The organism is Burkholderia sp. BCC1985, assembly GCF_905339915.1.
Classification (GTDB): domain Bacteria; phylum Pseudomonadota; class Gammaproteobacteria; order Burkholderiales; family Burkholderiaceae; genus Burkholderia.
The window spans coordinates 372,261-389,743 of sequence record NZ_CAJPGY010000001.1; the positions used below are offsets into that span (position 1 = coordinate 372,261).

At 65.6% G+C, this 17,483-nt stretch carries 13 protein-coding genes; 4 read left to right on the forward strand and 9 right to left on the reverse strand.

Annotation, left to right across the window (positions count from 1 at the left end):
- Positions 1 to 42: 42 nt before the first annotated feature.
- From iscR to U4Z31_RS01770, 5 genes are all read right to left on the reverse strand, one after another.
- Complete coding sequence (iscR, locus tag U4Z31_RS01750; protein WP_321809270.1) at positions 43 to 582, reverse strand: Fe-S cluster assembly transcriptional regulator IscR; 540 nt, start codon at positions 580 to 582, stop codon at positions 43 to 45.
- A 117-nt stretch (positions 583 to 699) separates the two neighbouring features.
- Complete coding sequence (locus U4Z31_RS01755) at positions 700 to 1,182, reverse strand: low molecular weight protein-tyrosine-phosphatase (protein ID WP_321809271.1); 483 nt, start codon at positions 1,180 to 1,182, stop codon at positions 700 to 702.
- A gap of 101 nt (positions 1,183 to 1,283) precedes the next feature.
- Positions 1,284 to 1,511 carry a hypothetical protein gene (locus U4Z31_RS01760; protein ID WP_257771786.1) on the reverse strand — a complete coding sequence of 76 codons (228 nt, stop codon included), beginning with the start codon at positions 1,509 to 1,511 and terminating at the stop codon, positions 1,284 to 1,286.
- 127 nt (positions 1,512 to 1,638) lie between these two features.
- Positions 1,639 to 3,051, reverse strand: a complete 1,413-nt coding sequence (locus tag U4Z31_RS01765; RefSeq protein WP_321801100.1) for a lactate utilization protein B — start codon at positions 3,049 to 3,051, stop codon at positions 1,639 to 1,641.
- A gap of 35 nt (positions 3,052 to 3,086) precedes the next feature.
- Positions 3,087 to 3,809 carry a (Fe-S)-binding protein gene (locus U4Z31_RS01770; protein ID WP_044848195.1) on the reverse strand — a complete coding sequence of 241 codons (723 nt, stop codon included), beginning with the start codon at positions 3,807 to 3,809 and terminating at the stop codon, positions 3,087 to 3,089.
- Between the two features lie 182 nt (positions 3,810 to 3,991).
- Here U4Z31_RS01770 and U4Z31_RS01775 point away from each other — a divergent pair, with 182 nt between their 5' ends.
- Positions 3,992 to 4,801 carry an IclR family transcriptional regulator gene (locus tag U4Z31_RS01775; protein ID WP_124488314.1) on the forward strand — a complete coding sequence of 270 codons (810 nt, stop codon included), beginning with the start codon at positions 3,992 to 3,994 and terminating at the stop codon, positions 4,799 to 4,801.
- Positions 4,802 to 4,901: 100 nt separating this feature from the next.
- Here the strand turns inward: U4Z31_RS01775 and pbpG are convergent, their stop codons facing one another.
- The gene (gene pbpG / locus U4Z31_RS01780) at positions 4,902 to 6,050 is read right to left on the reverse strand and encodes a D-alanyl-D-alanine endopeptidase (RefSeq protein ID WP_321809272.1); all 1,149 of its coding nucleotides are present in this window, start codon (positions 6,048 to 6,050) and stop codon (positions 4,902 to 4,904) included.
- 655 nt (positions 6,051 to 6,705) lie between these two features.
- On the opposite strand from pbpG, the gene U4Z31_RS01785 reads away from it, so the two are divergent.
- Entirely contained in the window at positions 6,706 to 7,272 is a 567-nt protein-coding gene (locus U4Z31_RS01785; protein WP_044848197.1) for a phasin family protein, read from the forward strand.
- 216 nt (positions 7,273 to 7,488) lie between these two features.
- On the opposite strand, the gene lpdA is transcribed toward U4Z31_RS01785, so the two are convergent.
- The 3 genes from lpdA to aceE all read right to left on the reverse strand — a co-directional run bounded on the left by lpdA (position 7,489) and on the right by aceE (position 13,958).
- Complete coding sequence (lpdA, locus tag U4Z31_RS01790; protein ID WP_321809273.1) at positions 7,489 to 9,258, reverse strand: dihydrolipoyl dehydrogenase; 1,770 nt, start codon at positions 9,256 to 9,258, stop codon at positions 7,489 to 7,491.
- 277 nt (positions 9,259 to 9,535) lie between these two features.
- Positions 9,536 to 11,191, reverse strand: a complete 1,656-nt coding sequence (gene aceF, locus U4Z31_RS01795) for a dihydrolipoyllysine-residue acetyltransferase (protein ID WP_321809274.1) — start codon at positions 11,189 to 11,191, stop codon at positions 9,536 to 9,538.
- 70 nt (positions 11,192 to 11,261) lie between these two features.
- Positions 11,262 to 13,958: a pyruvate dehydrogenase (acetyl-transferring), homodimeric type gene (gene aceE, locus U4Z31_RS01800; RefSeq protein ID WP_321809275.1), complete on the reverse strand. Its 2,697-nt coding sequence runs from the start codon at positions 13,956 to 13,958 to the stop codon at positions 11,262 to 11,264.
- 270 nt (positions 13,959 to 14,228) lie between these two features.
- Here aceE and fixL point away from each other — a divergent pair, with 270 nt between their 5' ends.
- Together fixL and fixJ are read left to right on the forward strand one after the other, a co-directional pair.
- A complete protein-coding gene (fixL, locus tag U4Z31_RS01805; protein ID WP_044849250.1) occupies positions 14,229 to 16,745 on the forward strand; it encodes an oxygen sensor histidine kinase FixL in 2,517 nt (838 codons plus the stop codon).
- Positions 16,742 to 17,380: an oxygen response regulator transcription factor FixJ gene (fixJ, locus tag U4Z31_RS01810; protein ID WP_006493245.1), complete on the forward strand. Its 639-nt coding sequence runs from the start codon at positions 16,742 to 16,744 to the stop codon at positions 17,378 to 17,380. The genes fixL and fixJ overlap by 4 nt, the downstream gene beginning before the upstream one ends.
- Positions 17,381 to 17,483 lie beyond the last annotated feature (103 nt).

The following is a 17,483-nucleotide window of genomic DNA, read 5'->3' on the forward strand; positions in this document are numbered from 1 at the left end:
GCAGGGACTATGTGCGTTATGGGGTGTGCGGCGCGTTCGCGCTCACGAACTCGCGATGTTGAACACCGAATTGGGACCGAGCGGCATCGTGCGCACCGGTTCGGCCGGCGCCGCGGCGGGCTCCGGCGCGCGCCGGTCGCGCAGCACCGCGGGCGCGCCCTCGCGTGCGCGCTGCTGATCGACGAGATCCTGCAGCGATACCGAATCGAGGTATTCGACCATTTTCTGGTTCAGGGTCGACCACAGCTCGTGCGTCATGCAATGGCCGCCGGGCTGCTTCGAGCCGTCGCACGTGCCTTTGCCGCCGCACTGCGTGGCGTCGAGCGGTTCATCGACCGCGATGATGATGTCGGCGACGGTGACGTCCTGCGCGCGACGCGCGAGGTTGTAGCCGCCGCCCGGGCCGCGCACGGATTCGACGATTTCATGCCTGCGCAGCTTGCCGAACAGCTGTTCGAGATACGAGAGCGAAATCCGCTGGCGCTGGCTGATGCCTGCAAGCGTCACCGGGCCCTGCTCCTGGCGCAGTGCCAAGTCAATCATCGCCGTGACGGCGAAACGGCCTTTGGTGGTGAGTCTCATGGTGTCTAGGGGACTGCAATCTTGACGATTTTGGTCAAGTATAAATATTTGACGTTTTTAGTCAAGTATCCATGTCTTCGACAGGGTATTCGCAGACCGCTGAATACCCCGCCGCGATCAGCGTGCGGCGCCGCTCCGGAGGGTGTCCAGCAGGCCCGCGCACGCTCGCTCGACCTGGTCGAGCACCTGTTCGAAGCCCTGCGCGCCGCCGAAATAAGGATCGGCCACTTCGGTCCCGGCCGCGCCCGGCGCGAATTCCATCAGGAGGCGCACCTTGTCGCGCTGCCCGGGCGGGCAGCGCCGCCGCAATTCCGCGAGATTGGCTTCGTCCATCGCCAGCAGCAGGTCGAACCGCTCGAAATCCGCCGCGCTCACCTGCCGCGCGCGCAGCGCCGACAGGTCGTAGCCGCGGGTGCGGGCCGCCGCCTGCGCGCGCGTGTCGGGCGGCTCGCCGACGTGCCAGTCGCCGGTACCGGCCGAATCGACCTCGATCCGGTCGGCCAGCCCGGCCGCGTCCACCTGGTGGCGCATCACGCCTTCTGCGGTGGGCGAACGGCAGATATTGCCGAGACAGACGAAACAGATCGCAACGCGGGTCATCGCACTATCGGAAAGCCGCGGCGAGCCGCGCGGGAGAAGAACGCGCCATTATACAAAGGCGCCCGGAATCGCGCCGCCGCGCGAAGCGACGGCGGCGTGCCTTACAGCGCCTTGGGCGCGGCGAGCACGACGTCGCCGGATGCGGCCGGCAACGGTGTCGCTGCGTCGTCGACCAGACCGAACGACACCGCGCGCGCGAGTTCTGCCGATGCCTGATGAACGGCGATCGGTCCACGCGCCGGCGCGTCGGCCATCGCGTGCAGATAAGCGGCCGCGGCGAGCGGAACGACGATTGCCAGCGGCCAGTACATCGATATTGTCTTTTTCATGATGCGGCTCCTTGACCTCATGCCCCGAAACCCGATTCCGGGGACTACAGGCAGGATTCTATAGGCCGCACCTATCAAGATAAATACATGAATAGCGAACGCACTGTTGCCACCCGATGAACAGTCGTCAGCCCAGGTGGCTTTGCGAGGCCGCGTACAGTTCGCGGAACGTCCGGCCGGTCGGCGTCGGCATGTCGCGCGTGTCCATCCAGCCACCCATCATCGGCAGGCGCCGCAGCGAGCCGCCGTTGCCGCCCAGCCGCTCGAGGATCCGTACCGCGAGCTTGGTCGTCAGCGCGTAAAGGAGCGGCCGGCGCGCGACAAAGCCCCACGCGGCGAGCGCGGCGCGCTCGCGCCACGGCCGCAGGTGCCGCTCGACCTGTTTCTCGCGCAGCGTGCGCAGCAGGTGCGACAGCGGGATCCCGGCCGGGCACACGCTGTCGCATTCGCCGCACAGCGTCGCGGCCTGCGGCAGGTCGAGCGCACGGTCGATCCCGACGTAGCTCGGCGTCAATACCGATCCCATCGGGCCCGGATAGACCCATCCATACGCGTGCCCGCCGACCTTCTGGTAAACCGGGCAATGGTTCATGCACGCGCCGCAGCGGATGCAGCGCAGCATCTCCTGGAATTCGCCGCCGATCAGGCCCGTGCGGCCGCCGTCGACGAGCACCACGTAGTTGTGTTCCGGGCCGTCCTCGTCGCCGGGGCCGCGCGGCCCGGTCAGCACCGAGAAGTAGTTCGAGGTCTTCTGGCCGGTCGCCGAGCGCGGCAGCAGACGCATCGCGGTCGCGAGATCCTCGAGCGTCGGCAGCACCTTCTCGATGCCCGTCACCGCGACATGCACGCGCGGCATCACCGTGCACATCCCTTCGTTGCCTTCGTTCGTGACGAGCGCAACCGACCCCGTCTCGGCGATCACGAAGTTGCCGCCCGTCACGCCCATATCGGCCGACAGGAAATGCGGGCGCAGCACCTCGCGCGCCTCGCGCGTCATGTCCGGAATCTCGGTCAGCCGCTCGCGGTGATGCGTGCGCGCGAACAGATCGGCGATCTCGTCCTTGTCCTTGTGCACGACGGGCGCGATGATGTGGCTCGGCGGCTCGTTGTCGTTGATCTGCAGGATGTATTCACCGAGGTCCGTCTCGATCGACTGCACGCCCATCTCGGCAAGGACCGCGTTCAGGCGCATTTCCTCGGACACCATCGACTTCGTCTTGATGACCTTCTTCACGTCGTGGCGCCGCGCGATGTCGGCGACGAGCCGCGCGGCGTCCGCGGTCGTTTCCGCGAACAGCACCGTCGTGCCGCGCCGCGTCGCCTCGCGCTCGAACGCCTCGAGCCACACGTCGAGGTTCTCCAGCGCACGGTTGCGGCGCGCCTTCAGCGCGGCGCGCGTCGCCTGGAAGTCGATCGCGGTCATCGCATCGGCGCGCGCGGACACGAACTTCGTCGACAGCTTCTTCAGGTTCTGCTGCAGGCGCTGGTCGGCCAGCTTCTGGCCGGCGCGCGCCTTGAAATGCATCGATTGAACTTGCATCGCGGTATCGAGGAAAAGTAAGCGGGAACCGGGCGTCAGACGTCGCCCGCCAGCACCTGCGCGACGTGCAGCACGCGGGTGTCGCGGTCGCCCGTGCGGCGCAACCGCCCTTCGATGTTCAGCATGCAGCCGAGATCGCCGAGCACGACGGCGCCCGCACCGGACGCGCGCACGTTCGCGCACTTTTCGTCCGCGATGGCCGCCGAAATGTCGCCGTACTTGACCGCGAACGTGCCGCCGAAGCCGCAGCAGTGCTCGCAGTCCTTCATCTCGGTGACGGCCACGCCGCGCTGCGCGAGCAGCGCGCGCGGCTGCGCCTTCACGCCGAGCTCGCGCAGGCCCGAGCATGAGTCGTGATAGGTGACGGGCCCCGTGAATTCGCCGGGGGCGAGCGTCACCTTCGCGACGTTCGCGAGGAAATCGGTCAGTTCGTAGACTTTCTGCTGGAATCGCGCATAGCGGCCCATCAGTTCGGGGTCGTCGCGGAACAGGTCGCCGTAGTGCGCGCGGATCATGCCGCCACACGAGCCCGACGGCGCGACGACGTAGTCGAACTGCTCGAACTCGCGCAGCGTCTTTTCGGCGAGATCCCGTGCGAGCGCGCGGTCGCCCGAGTTGTAGGCCGGCTGGCCGCAGCAGGTTTGCGCGGGCGGCACGAACACTTCGTAGCCGGCTTCGCGAATCAGTTTCAGCGCGGAAAAGCCGATTTCCGGACGCATCAGGTCGACCAGGCAGGTCACGAACAAACCGACTCGCATACGCGCTCCTTCGAGAAAACGGCTCTCATTATCCGCCGTTTGGCCGGCAAGACCAACGCCGGCACGCGCGCAAGTGCGCGATGCCGGAAACGAGGACTTCCTCGAACGGCGTTCGCTTTTTTCACGATACGAGATACAATCGACGCAACACCGCTTGACGCGTCAACCGATTCTCCCCCGACATGAGCCAACCCACCCCGGATTCCAAAACGTCGATCCAGGTGATCGAACGCATGATGCGGCTGCTGGACGCGCTCGCCGCGCACAGCGACCCCGTCAGCCTGAAAGAGCTTGCGCAGCGCACGGAGCTGCATCCGTCGACCGCACACCGCATCCTCAACGACATGGTGACCTGCCGCCTCGTCGACCGCTCCGATCCCGGCACCTACCGGCTCGGCATGCGGCTGCTCGAACTCGGCAACCTCGTGAAGGCGCGCCTGTCGGTCCGTGACGCTGCGCTGATGCCGATGCGCGAATTGCATCGCCTGACCGGCCAGACCGTGAACCTGTCGGTGCGTCAGGGCGACGAAATCGTCTATATCGAGCGCGCGTATTCCGAGCGCTCGGGGATGCAGGTCGTCCGCGCGATCGGCGGCCGCGCGCCGCTGCACCTGACGTCGGTCGGCAAGCTGTTTCTCGCGGTCGACGAAACCTCGCGCGTGCGCGCCTATGCGACGCGCACCGGGCTGTCCGGCCATACGCAGAACAGCATCACCGACATCGCGAAGCTCGAGCGCGAGCTGACACTCGTGCGCCAGCAATCGTGCGCGCGCGACAACGAGGAACTGGAACTGGGCGTGCGCTGCATCGCGGCCGGCATCTACGACGACTCGGGCAAGCTCGTCGCGGGCCTGTCGCTGTCGGCCCCGGCCGACCGCCTGCAGGACGCGTGGCTCGGCCAGCTGAGCCGCACCGCGCTGACCATCTCGGAATCGCTCGGCTACCGGCCCGCGCCCACGAAGGATGCCGAAGGGCTGCAACGGCACGCGTGAGTCGCGCCGCCCGCCGCATGGCGCCGGATGAAAAAAAGCCCCGCATCGCGGGGCTTTTTCTTTGCTGCGATCGGCACGGCGGCGAACCGCCGTGACACGCTCAAGTGCCGCCATTCGCCGTATTGGCGGCCGTCAGGCGCTCGCCGCCGCCGGCGTCGAGCCAGTTGCGCAGGCGTGCCGCGTCGGCGAAGCGCGAATACTTGCCGAACGAATCCAGCAGCACGATCACCATCGGCCGGCCATGGATCGTCGCCTGCATCACGAGACATTCGCCCGCCTCGTTAATGAAGCCCGTCTTCTGCAGACCGATGTCCCACGAGCCGTTGCCGCGGATCAGCGCGTTCGTGCTGTTGTAGACCAGGTTGCGCTTGCCCGTATTGACGTCGTACGTGCGGTCGGTCGAGAACTGCCGGATCATCGGGTACTGGTACGCCGCGTTGACCATCTTCACGAGGTCGCGTGCGCTCGACACATTCGAGCTCGACAGGCCCGTCGAATTCTCGAAGTGGGTGTCGTTCATGCCCAGCGACTTCGCCTTCGCGTTCATCGCGGCGATGAACGCCGGACGGCCGCCCGGGTAGTAGCGCGACAGCGCGGCGGCCGCGCGGTTTTCCGACGCCATCAGCGCGATGTGCAGCATGTCCTCGCGCGACAGCACCGAGCCGACCGACAGGCGCGAACCCGTGCCCTTCTCGTAGTCGCGGTCTTCGTCGGTGACTTCGATCTGGTCGGTCATCGGCGACTTCGAGTCGAGCACGACCATCGCCGTCATCAGCTTCGAGATCGAGGCGATCGGCACGACGGCGAGCGAATTCTTGTCGAACAGCGACTCGCCGGTGTTCTGGTCGACGACGTACGCGACGCTCGAGCGCAGCGCGAGCGCGTCCGGCGTGTCGTGCAGGCCGAATGCCTGGCCGACGGTCGGGCGACGCGGCTGGAACGCGACCTTGCGCACCGCGCCGCGGTGGCCGTGCACGTTCGACGCGAGCGTCGCGCGCTTGCGCGACGCCTTCGGCGCATCGGCCGACGCGACGTTGGCGGATTTCGCGGAGGCGGCCTTCACCGTCTTCTTCGTTGCCGAAGAGGAAGCGGCTTTCTTGGCGGCCTGGTGGGTCTTCGCAGTGGCGGCAAAGGCGTCAGCGGGCGCGACGGACGCGGCGGTCGCCAGCAAGGCGACGGCGACCGACACAGCCGTGCCGAGCGTCATGCTCTGCAACAATCTGCGCGGTGAAAACGATTCGGCTTTCATTGGGGTCTGGACAAAGCGGGCGGGGTTTCCGCAAGTGTAGTTAAAGCTGAAAAAAAGAGCAATATTAGGCACTTACCGATCGTCGTTAAACCGGAATGTAAGGGTCGACCAACGATGACTCGATCAACCCTCGCGCTCCCATCGAAAAAATTCATGGGATGCGCCGCCCGACAGTACCCGTCTCCCGAATTACCACGCGGTTAATTGAGATAACGTCACTTTGGCGACGAATTAAAGCGGGGAAAGTACGTATCCGGCGTTCGGTGTACCAGGCACCGGTCTTGACCGCGGCGGCGGCACGTCGCCACGGCATGCGCATCGCGAAACGGCGCGCTTTTCGACAGGAACAGAAGCATAACGTTCCACATGCCTGTCAGGTTTACCTGTGCATGATCACGGTGCGGCGCGCCTGCCCCGGCCAAGTGCGCACCATGTGGGAACACGTCTGAAACCGATTCCGAACCGGCCGCGATAACCCGTTGTTTTATCGATAATTTGTCGTGATTGTGCAATGCACAAAAAGTGCTTGACAAGACTTTTCTCTGCCCTAAAATATGACTCATTGCTGCGTTGCACAAAGCACGCGGCGCCGAGGTTCCCCATCGTAGTGCCCTTTATCCCTGCGATCGACGTGATCGCTTTTCAGGAGCTTGACATGTCCTTGCTGACCCCCGAGCAAATCGCCGCCGCACAGAAAGCCAACCTCGAAAGCCTGTTCGGTCTGACGACCAAGGCGTTCGAAGGCGTCGAAAAGCTGATCGAACTCAACCTGCAGGTCGTGAAGTCGACGCTGACCGAAAGCCAGGAAAACGCGCAGCGCCTGCTGTCGGTGAAGGACGCACAGGAACTGATCGCGCTGCAAGCGAGCCTGTCGCAGCCGGTCGCGGAAAAGGTGCTGTCGTACAGCCGTCACCTGTATGAAATCGCGTCGTCGACGCAAGCCGAGTTCGCGAAGGTTGCCGAAGCGCAATTCGAAGAGCAGAACAAGAAGGTCCAGGCACTCGTCGACAACGTCGCGAAGAACGCTCCGGCCGGTTCGGAAACGGCTGTCGCCGCACTGAAGTCGGCACTGAACGCTGCGAACACGACGTACGAAACGGTCCAGAAGGCTGCCAAGCAAGCCGTCGAGATCGCCGAAACGAACTTCAACGCGGCTGCCGCTGTCGCGACGAAGGCTGCGAGCGCTGCTGCATCGCGCCGTTCGAGCAAGCCGGCCGCGTAAGCGTCCCCTGCTCCTGACAAAGCCGCGCACTGCGCGGCTTTTTTGTTTCCGGCGACGGAACATCCGGGCATCCGGGCATCCCGGTGGCGCCGGCGCGATGGCGCGGCACGGACCGGGCACTGCCGTCGGCCGCGGGCCAAAGAAAACGCCGCCGTCCGGGTATCCCGGGCGGCGGCGTTTTTCGTGGCCGGCGCGAGGCCGGCCGTGCCGATCGCGTTACTTCTTGCGTTGCGGCGGCAGGTCCGTACAGACGCCTTCGTACAGTTCCGCGGCCATGCCGACCGATTCGCCGAGCGTCGGGTGCGGATGGATCGTCTTGCCGATATCTTCCGCGTCCGCACCCATCTCGACGGCCAGACACACTTCGCTGATCAGGTCGCCCGCGTTCAGGCCGACGATCCCGCCGCCGATCACGCGATGGGTTTCCTCGTCGAAGATCAGTTTCGTGAAGCCTTCGTCGCGGCCGTTCGCGATCGCGCGGCCCGATGCGGCCCACGGGAACACGGCCTTGCCGTACTTGATGCCTTCGGCCTTGCACTGGTCTTCCGTCTTGCCGGCCCACGCCACTTCCGGATCGGTGTACGCCACCGACGGGATCTGCAGCGCGTCGAAGTACGCCTTTTCGCCGTGCGCGGCTTCCGCTGCGACGTGGCCTTCATGCACGGCCTTGTGCGCGAGCATCGGCTGGCCGACGATGTCGCCGATCGCGAAGATGTGCGGGACGTTCGTGCGCATCTGCTTGTCGACGTCGATGAAGCCGCGGTCGGTGACGGCCACGCCTGCCTTGTCGGCACCGATCTTCTTGCCGTTCGGGCTGCGGCCCACCGCCACCAGCACGAGGTCGTAGCGCTGCGCTTCCGCCGGCGCCTTCTCGCCCTCGAACTTCACGTAGATGCCGTCTTCCTTCGCTTCCGCGCCGACCGTCTTGGTCTTCAGCATCACGTTGCCGAAGCGCTTCGCGTTGTACTTTTCCCAGACCTTCACGAGATCGCGGTCCGCGCCCATCATCAGGCCGTCCATCATTTCGACGACGTCGATCTCGGCGCCGAGCGTCGCGTACACAGTCGCCATTTCGAGGCCGATGATGCCGCCGCCGATCACGAGCATGCGCTTGGGCAGCTGGCGCAGTTCGAGCGCGCCCGTCGAATCGACGACGCGCGGGTCTTCCGGCATGAACGGCAGCTTCACGGCCTGCGAGCCCGCGGCGATGATCGCCTGCTTGAACTTGACGACCTTCTTGCCGTTTTCGCCCTGCACTTCCATGTGATACGGATCGACGAACGCGCCGACGCCGGTGACCACTTCGACCTTGCGCGCCTTCGCCATGCCGGCGAGGCCCGTCGTCAGCTTCTTGACGACGCCGCCCTTGAAGTCGCGCAGCTTGTCGAGATCGACTTCCGGCTTGCCGAACGAGATGCCGTGCGACGCGAGCGCCGCGGCTTCGTCGATGACGAGCGCCGTGTGCAGCAGCGCCTTCGACGGGATGCAGCCCACGTTCAGGCAGACGCCGCCGAGCGTCGAGTAGCGTTCGACGAGCACCGTCTTCATGCCGAGGTCGGCTGAGCGGAACGCGGCCGAGTAGCCGCCGGGGCCGGCGCCGAGCACGAGCATGTCGCATTCGATGTCGGCGGAGCCGCTGTAGCTGCCGGCTTGCGGAGCGACGGCCGGGGCGGCGGCGGGCGCGGCGGCCGGAGCCGGTGCTGCGGCCTTTGCGGGTTCGGCTGCTTTCGCGGGCGCGGCTGCGCCTGCCGCTGCTTCGACGATGGCGATCACGGTGCCTTGCGAGACTTTCTCGCCGGCCTTGACCTTGACTTCCTTGACCGTGCCGGCGACGTCGCTGGGCACTTCCATGGAGGCTTTGTCCGATTCGAGCGTGATGAGCGTCTGCTCTTTTTCGATCACGTCGCCCGGCTTCACGTTGACTTCGATGACATCGACGCCGCTGAAATCGCCGATATCCGGAACCTTGACTTCGATGAGACTCATTACTGTCCCCTTCTTGATTAGCTGCAGACAGAGGGGGAGGAACTCGCACAAGAACCGACTACGGCCTGACAAAAGAACGCGAACCTGGGCAGGACCACCTTTGCCGTCCGCCCAAGGACGCGCCTTTCTTTTGGTTACTTTTCTTTGGAAGACAAAGAAAAGTGACCGCCGCCCCGCGCAGGGGCGACGCTAATAGACCGTTAGCGAAACAGGTTCAACGACGAGGCATGGATGACCGACACAAAACCCACGCCCCCGCGAGCCACTCCCACGCTCATCAAAGAATGATGCGACGGAAATCGGCCAGCAACGCGCCGAGATACGCATTGAACCGCGCGGCTTCCGCGCCATCGATGACGCGATGGTCATACGACAGCGACAGCGGCAGCGTGAGTCGAGGCACGAACTGCTTGCCGTCCCACACCGGCTTCATCTGCCCGCGCGACAACCCGAGGATCGCGACTTCCGGCGCGTTGATGATCGGCGTGAAGTTCGTGCCGCCGATCCCGCCGAGCGACGAGATCGAGAAGCAGCCGCCCTGCATCTGGTCCGGCTTCAGCTTGCCGTCGCGCGCGGCCTTCGACAACTCGGCCATTTCCTTCGCGATGTCGACGAGGCCCTTCTTGTCCGCGTCGCGGATCACCGGCACGACGAGGCCGTTCGGGGTGTCCGCGGCAAAACCGACGTGGTAGTACTGCTTGAACACCAGGTTGTCGCCGTCGAGGCTCGCGTTGAAGGTCGGGAACTTCTTCAGCGCGGCGACGACCGCCTTGATCACGAACGCGAGCATCGTGAACTTCACGCCCGCCTTCTCGTGCTCCTTGTTCAGCTGCACGCGCAGCGCTTCGAGTTCGGTGATGTCCGCTTCGTCGTTGTTCGTGACGTGCGGGATCATCACCCAGTTGCGATGCAGGTTCGCGCCCGAGATCTTCTTGATGCGCGACAGCGGCTTCGCCTCGAACGGGCCGAACTTCGAGAAGTCGACCTTCGGCCACGGCAGCAGGTTCAGCTCGCCGCCGCCTGCCGGCGCGGCTGCCGCGGCCGGTGCCGCGCGCTGGCCCGTCATCACGCCCTTCACGAAGCCGGTGATGTCGTCCTTCGTGATGCGGCCCTTCGGACCGGTACCCTGCACGCGTGCGACTTCCACGCCGAGCTCGCGCGCGAACTTGCGCACGGACGGCGATGCGTGGCTCGCGCGGTACTCGCCCGACGCTGAGGCGGCCGGCGCGGCAGCAGCAGCCGGAGCCGGCGCAGCCTTCGCGGGTGCCGGTGCGGCGGCGGGTGCCGGCGCGGCAGCGGCCGGAGCCGGTGCGCTCGCCTGCGGCGCGGCGGCAGGCGCGCCGCCAGCGGCGTCGAGCAGCACGATCAGCGTGCCTTCGGACACCGAATCGCCCACCTTGACCTTGATTTCCTTCACGACGCCGGCGGCCGGGCTCGGCACGTCCATCGTCGCCTTGTCGGACTCGAGCGTGACGAGCGACTGCTCCTTCTCGACCGTGTCGCCGACCTTCACGCCGATCTCGATCACCGGGACGTCCTTGTAGTCGCCGATGTCCGGCACCTTCACCTCGAGCGTGCCGCCCGACGCTGCCGGCGCGGCAGCCGGCGCGGCTGCAGCCGGTGCCGGTGCGGGCGCTGCCGCCGGAGCCGGGGCTGCTGCCGGCGCGGCCGCACCGTTCACCTGCGCCGCGGCGCCGCCTTCGAGCAGGACGATCAGCGAGCCTTCCGACACGGAATCGCCCACCTTGATCTTCACTTCCTTGACCGTGCCGGCTGCCGGGCTCGGGACGTCCATCGTCGCCTTGTCCGACTCGAGCGTGACGAGCGACTGCTCGGGCTCGACCGTGTCACCCACCTTCACGAGCACCTCGATGACGGGCACGTCCTTGTAATCGCCGATATCCGGCACCTTCACTTCGATCGCTTGACTCATCTTTTTGTGTCTCCATGGCCGCGCGCGCCCCTCCCGGAAGCGGCGCGCGGCATCACACGGCGCGTGTGCGTTAAACGGTCATCGGGTTGGGCTTGGACGGATCGAGGTTGTACTTGGCAATCGCGTCCGCGACCACCTTGCGCTCGATCGTGCCTTCGTCGGCCAGCGCGTTCAGCGCGGCGACGGTGACCCAGTGACGGTCGACTTCGAAGAAGTGACGCAGCTTCTCGCGGGTGTCCGAACGACCGAAGCCGTCCGTGCCCAGCACGACGAAGCGGCGATCGATCTGGCCGCGGATCTGGTCGACCAGCGCGCGCACGTAGTCGGTCGATGCGATGACCGGACCCTGCGTGTCCTTCAGGCACTTCTGCACGTGCGACAGGCGACGCTCCTCGGTCGGATGGAGCAGGTTCCAGCGCTCGACTTCGTGGCCTTCACGCGCGAGTTCGGTGAAGCTCGGCACGCTCCACAGGTCGGCCGCGACGCCCCAGTCGTTCTTCAGCAGGTCGGCGGCAGCGATCACTTCGTTGAAGATCGTGCCCGCGCCGAGCAGTTGCACGCGCGGCGCCTTCGCGTCCGCGTCGGCCTTCTTGAACGCGTACATGCCCTTGATGATGTCGGCCGCCACGTGCTCGCCCTGCGGAATCGCCGGGTGCTCGTAGTTCTCGTTCATCACCGTGATGTAGTAGTACACGTCTTCCTGCTCCTGCACCATGCGGCGCAGGCCGTCCTGGACGATCACCGCGAGTTCGTAGCCGAACGTCGGGTCGTAGCTGATGCAGTTCGGCACCGATGCGGCCCACAGGAGCGAGTGACCGTCTTCGTGCTGCAGGCCTTCGCCGTTCAGCGTCGTGCGGCCCGCGGTACCGCCGAGCAGGAAGCCGCGCGAGCGCATGTCGCCCGCCGCCCATGCCAGGTCGCCGATCCGCTGGAAGCCGAACATCGAATAGAAGATGTAGAACGGCACCATGATCTCGCCGTGCGTCGAATACGACGTCGCCGCCGCGATCCAGTCGCACATGCCGCCCGCTTCGTTGATGCCTTCCTGCAGGATCTGGCCGGTTTCCGATTCCTTGTAGAACATCAGCTGGTCGGAATCTTCCGGCACGTACTTCTGGCCTTCCTGGTTCCAGATACCGATCTGGCGGAACAGGCCTTCCATGCCGAACGTGCGCGATTCGTCCGGGACGATCGGCACGACGCGCTTGCCGAGCGCCTTGTCCTTCAGCAGGATGTTCAGGATCCGCACGAACGCCATCGTCGTCGAGATCTCGCGGCCTTCGCCCGTGCCCTTCAGCAGCGGCTCGAATGCGTCGAGTGCCGGCACCGGCAGCGACGTCGCCTTCTCGCGGCGATGCGGCAGGTAGCCGCCGAGGTCCATGCGCTTCTGGCGCATGTATTCGAGTTCCTTCGAGCCTTCCTCGAACTTCAGGTACGGCACGTCGGCGATCTGCTCGTCGGTGATCGGCAGGCGGAACTGGTCACGGAACTTCTTCAGTTGCTCGACCGGCAGCTTCTTCTGCTGGTGCGTGATGTTCATCGCCTGGCCCGACTCGCCCATCCCGTAGCCCTTGATGGTCTTCGCGAGGATGACGGTCGGCGCGCCCTTCGTGTTGGTCGCTTCGTGGAACGCCGCGTAGATCTTGTGCGGATCGTGGCCGCCGCGGTTCAGCGCCCAGATGTCGTCGTCCGACCAGTCGGCGACGAGCGCCTTCAGTTCAGGCGTGTTGAAGAAGTGTTCGCGTACGAACGCGCCCGACTCCGACTTGTACGTCTGGTATTCGCCGTCGACGACTTCCATCATGCGGCGCATCAGCGCGCCCGTCTTGTCGCGTGCGAACAGCGCATCCCAGCGGCTGCCCCAGATGACCTTGATCACGTTCCAGCCGGCGCCGCGGAATTCCGATTCCAGTTCCTGGATGATCTTGCCGTTGCCGCGCACCGGGCCGTCGAGACGCTGCAGGTTGCAGTTGATCACGAACACGAGGTTGTCGAGCTTCTCGCGGCTCGCCATGCCGATCGCGCCGAGCGATTCCGGCTCGTCCGTCTCGCCGTCGCCGAGGAACGCCCAGACCTTGCGGCCGGCGGTCTTCGCGATGCCGCGCGATTCCAGGTACTTCATGAAGCGTGCCTGGTAGATCGCCATGATCGGGCCGAGACCCATCGACACCGTCGGGAACTGCCAGAAGTCCGGCATCAGCCACGGGTGCGGGTACGACGAGATGCCCTTGCCGTCAACTTCCTGGCGGAAGTTGTCGAGCTGCTCTTCCGACAGGCGGCCGAGCAGGAACGCGCGCGAGTACACGCCCGGCGACGAATGGCCCTGCACGAACACGAGATCGCCGCCGTGCTGGTCGGACGCCGCGTGCCAGAAGTGGTTGTAGCCGACGTCATAGAGCGTCGCGGCCGATGCGAACGACGCGATGTGGCCGCCGACGTTCGTGTCCTTGCCGGCGCGCAGCACCATCGCCAGCGCGTTCCAGCGCGTGTACGAACGGATGCGGTGCTCGAGGTCCTGGTCGCCCGGAATCTTCGCCTGGGCTTCGACCGGGATCGTGTTGATGTACGGGGTGTTGGCGGAGAACGGCAGGTGTTCGCCGTGCATGCGGGCGAACTCGATCTGCTTTTCGATCAGGTAATGCGCGCGGCCGGTGCCCACCGAGGAGATCACGCCGTCGAGCGACTCGAGCCATTCAACGGTTTCTTGCGGGTCGTCGTCACGTTCGGCGGCGACATATTTCATCACTTCGTTCGGTACAGCGGACATTCTCGTCTCCTGGGTCCTGGAATGTGAGGATCGCTCTCGTGCAGACGACGCGGCGCGGCCTGCGGGCAAGCTCCGACGGATTGTAATGAGCGTCGCCGGCCCCGCGCAACAGAATTTTCGAATTATGAGATCTTTTCTCGTAATGCGGAATATTGCTGCACTGCACCCTTGCGGCGGGCCTCTCCGGCACGCGCCGCGGGCATAAATCCGTTTCCGTTCAACATATCCGGTATAGGTTTTCCATGTATTGCGCTGCGCTACAATCCTGCCATGTTGACCGATCGGCTTTTCGCACGCTCGGCGCGACCGTCGGGCCCGCCGGCGGAGTCGCAGCCGTCCCGCTGGCACCACGGACCGTGGTGGTCCAATTCCTATTTGCTGACGCCGCTGCTGTCGATCCTCGTGTTCCTCGTGGTGATGAGCCTCATTCTATGGAGCCTCAATCGCCGCGAACAGCAGCAGCAGGAAGACACCCTGTTCCGTAACGTCGCGTGGGCGCAGCAGCAGATCCGCCTGTCGATGACGGGCGCGCAGGAGCAGCTGCAGGCGCTGTCGCGCGACCTCGCGTCCGGCCGCCTCGACCAGAACGCATTCCAGATGGCCGTCGCGGACGTGATGCAGACGCATCCGGAAATCCTCTATCTGAACTGGTACACCGCGCCCGGCGTGCAGCGCTGGCCGACCGTGCATCCTCCGCTGCTCGGCCAGCGGCTCGCGAAACCCGGCGACGCGCAGATGCAGGACGCCGTGCGCGGCGCGTACGACGAAGCGCGCAGCACGCGCCGCCAGGCCTATTCGCCGCTGATCTACGACGACTTCGGCAACGGCTTCATCACGCTGCAGACGCCCGTGATGCGCGGCGACCGCGAATATCTCGGCGCGCTCGCCGCGGTGTTCTCGGTCGAAGGGATCCTGAAGCACGACATCCCGCAGGAGCTGTCGTCGAAGTACAAGATCTCGATCACCGACTCGAACAACCGCGAGCTGTCGTCCACGTCGACGCGCCCGCGCCTGCCGCGCGACTCCCACTACGACCTGCCGCTCGACCCGCCCGGCCAGGGGCTGACCGTGCGCGTGTACGCGTTCCCGCAGCTCACGAACCTGACCAACAACACGCTCGTGTGGCTCGTGGCCGGCCTGTCGTGCTTCGTGCTGTGGAGCCTCTGGAGCCTGTGGAAGCACACGCGCCAACGCTTCGAGGCACAGCAGGCGCTGTATGCGGAGGCGTTCTTCCGCCGCGCGATGGAGAATTCGGTGCTGATCGGCATGCGCGTGCTCGACATGCACGGCCGCATCACGCACGTGAACCCCGCGTTCTGCCGGATGACGGGCTGGGACGAAACCGACCTCGTCGGCAAGGTCGCACCGTTCCCCTACTGGCCGCGCGACTCGTATCCCGAAATGCAGCGCCAGCTCGACATGACGCTGCGCGGCAAGGCACCGAGCTCGGGCTTCGAGCTGCGCGTGCGGCGCAAGAACGGCACGCTGTTCCATGCGCGCCTCTACGTTTCGCCGCTGATCGACAGCTCCGGCCGCCAGACCGGCTGGATGTCGTCGATGACCGACATCACCGAGCCGAAGCGCGCGCGCGAGGAACTCGCGGCCGCGCACGAGCGCTTCACGACGGTGCTCGAAAGCCTCGACGCCGCGGTATCGGTGCTGGCCGCCGACGAAGCCGAGCTGCTGTTCGCGAACCGCTACTACCGCCACCTGTTCGGGATCCGCCCGGACGGCCACCTCGAGCTGTCGGGCGGCGGCTTCGACCGCGCGCAGGCGTCGTCCGACTCGATCGACATGGTCGATGCGTTCGCGGGCCTGCCGGCGGCCGCGCTGACGAGCAGCACGGCAGACGCGCAGGAGGTGTACGTCGAGAGCATCCAGAAGTGGTTCGAGGTGCGCCGCCAGTACATCCAGTGGGTGGACGGCCACCTCGCGCAGATGCAGATCGCGACCGACATCACGACCCGCAAGAAGGCGCAGGAACTCGCGCACCAGCAGGAAGAGAAGCTGCAGTTCACGAGCCGATTGATGACGATGGGTGAAATGGCGTCGTCGATTGCGCACGAATTGAATCAGCCGCTCGCCGCGATCAACAACTATTGCTCGGGCACGCTCGCGCTCGTGAAGAGCGGCCGCGGCACGCCCGAGACGCTGCAGCCCGCGCTGGAAAAGACCGCGCAGCAGGCGCTGCGCGCGGGGATGATCGTCAAGCGGATCCGCGAATTCGTGAAGCGCAGCGAGCCGAAGCGCCAGCCGGCGCGGGTCGCGGACATCGTCGCCGACGCAGTCGGGCTCGCCGAAATCGAGGCCAGGAAGCGCAGGATCCGGATCGTCACGGAAATCCTCGCAAGAATGCCTATTATTTATGTCGACCCCGTGCTGATCGAGCAGGTGCTCGTGAACCTGATGAAGAACGCGGCCGAGGCGATGGCCGACGTGAAGCCGGCGTCGGCGGACGGCGTGATCCGCGTCGTCGCCGACATCGATGCGGGTTTCGTCGACATCCGCGTGATCGACCAGGGTCCGGGCGTCGACGAAGCGACCGCCGAACGCCTGTTCGAACCGTTTTACAGCACCAAGTCCGACGGCATGGGCATGGGGCTGAACATCTGCCGTTCGATCATCGAATCGCATCGGGGGCGTCTGTGGGTGGTCAACAATGTCGAACCGGACGGCCGCATTTCCGGCGCGACATTCCACTGCAGCCTGCCCATTGGGGAACCCGCTGATCTCGGCCAAGGGGGGCGCGAGGCATCGGCATCACATACCGTTACGGGAGAACTATGAATAGCCCTGTCACCACCACTCAGGAAACTGTCTTCGTCGTCGACGACGACGAAGCCGTACGGGACTCGCTGCGCTGGCTGCTGGAGGCGAACGGCTATCGCGTGCAATGTTTCTCGAGCGCCGAGCAGTTCCTCGATGCGTACCAGCCGGCGCAGCAGGCCGGCCAGATCGCCTGCCTGATCCTCGACGTGCGGATGTCGGGCATGAGCGGCCTCGAGCTGCAGGAGCGCCTGATCGCCGACAACGCCGCGCTGCCGATCATCTTCGTCACGGGCCACGGCGACGTGCCGATGGCCGTGTCGACGATGAAAAAGGGTGCGATGGACTTTATCGAGAAACCGTTCGACGAGGCCGAGCTGCGCAAGCTCGTCGAGCGGATGCTCGACAAGGCCCGAAGCGAAAGCAAGAGCGTCCAGGAACAGCGCGCCGCGAGCGAGCGCCTGTCGAAGCTGACCGCGCGCGAGCAGCAGGTGCTCGAGCGGATCATCGCCGGCCGCCTGAACAAGCAGATCGCCGACGATCTCGGGATCAGCATCAAGACGGTCGAAGCGCACCGCGCGAACATCATGGAAAAGCTCAACGTCAACACGGTCGCCGATCTGCTGCGCCTCGCGCTGTCGAAGAAGCAGGCCTGAACGTTGCGCGCGGCCGCCGGGCGCCTGCCCGGCCGGCCGCACCGCCGCGCCGCGCGATGCGGCCCACTCGCGCGGCACGGTCCGGCGCCACCTCCCGGGGCGC

Bases quoted from the DNA above. Each gene is read 5' to 3' on its own strand.
- iscR (WP_321809270.1), bottom strand. From the start codon at position 582: ATGAGACTCACCACCAAAGGCCGTTTCGCCGTCACGGCGATGATTGAC.
- U4Z31_RS01755 (WP_321809271.1), bottom strand. From the start codon at position 1,182: ATGACCCGCGTTGCGATCTGTTTCGTCTGTCTCGGCAATATCTGCCGT.
- U4Z31_RS01760 (WP_257771786.1), bottom strand. From the start codon at position 1,511: ATGAAAAAGACAATATCGATGTACTGGCCGCTGGCAATCGTCGTTCCG.
- U4Z31_RS01765 (WP_321801100.1), bottom strand. From the start codon at position 3,051: ATGCAAGTTCAATCGATGCATTTCAAGGCGCGCGCCGGCCAGAAGCTG.
- U4Z31_RS01770 (WP_044848195.1), bottom strand. From the start codon at position 3,809: ATGCGAGTCGGTTTGTTCGTGACCTGCCTGGTCGACCTGATGCGTCCG.
- U4Z31_RS01775 (WP_124488314.1), top strand. From the start codon at position 3,992: ATGAGCCAACCCACCCCGGATTCCAAAACGTCGATCCAGGTGATCGAA.
- pbpG (WP_321809272.1), bottom strand. From the start codon at position 6,050: ATGAAAGCCGAATCGTTTTCACCGCGCAGATTGTTGCAGAGCATGACG.
- U4Z31_RS01785 (WP_044848197.1), top strand. From the start codon at position 6,706: ATGTCCTTGCTGACCCCCGAGCAAATCGCCGCCGCACAGAAAGCCAAC.
- lpdA (WP_321809273.1), bottom strand. From the start codon at position 9,258: ATGAGTCTCATCGAAGTCAAGGTTCCGGATATCGGCGATTTCAGCGGC.
- aceF (WP_321809274.1), bottom strand. From the start codon at position 11,191: ATGAGTCAAGCGATCGAAGTGAAGGTGCCGGATATCGGCGATTACAAG.
- aceE (WP_321809275.1), bottom strand. From the start codon at position 13,958: ATGTCCGCTGTACCGAACGAAGTGATGAAATATGTCGCCGCCGAACGT.
- fixL (WP_044849250.1), top strand. From the start codon at position 14,229: ATGTTGACCGATCGGCTTTTCGCACGCTCGGCGCGACCGTCGGGCCCG.
- fixJ (WP_006493245.1), top strand. From the start codon at position 16,742: ATGAATAGCCCTGTCACCACCACTCAGGAAACTGTCTTCGTCGTCGAC.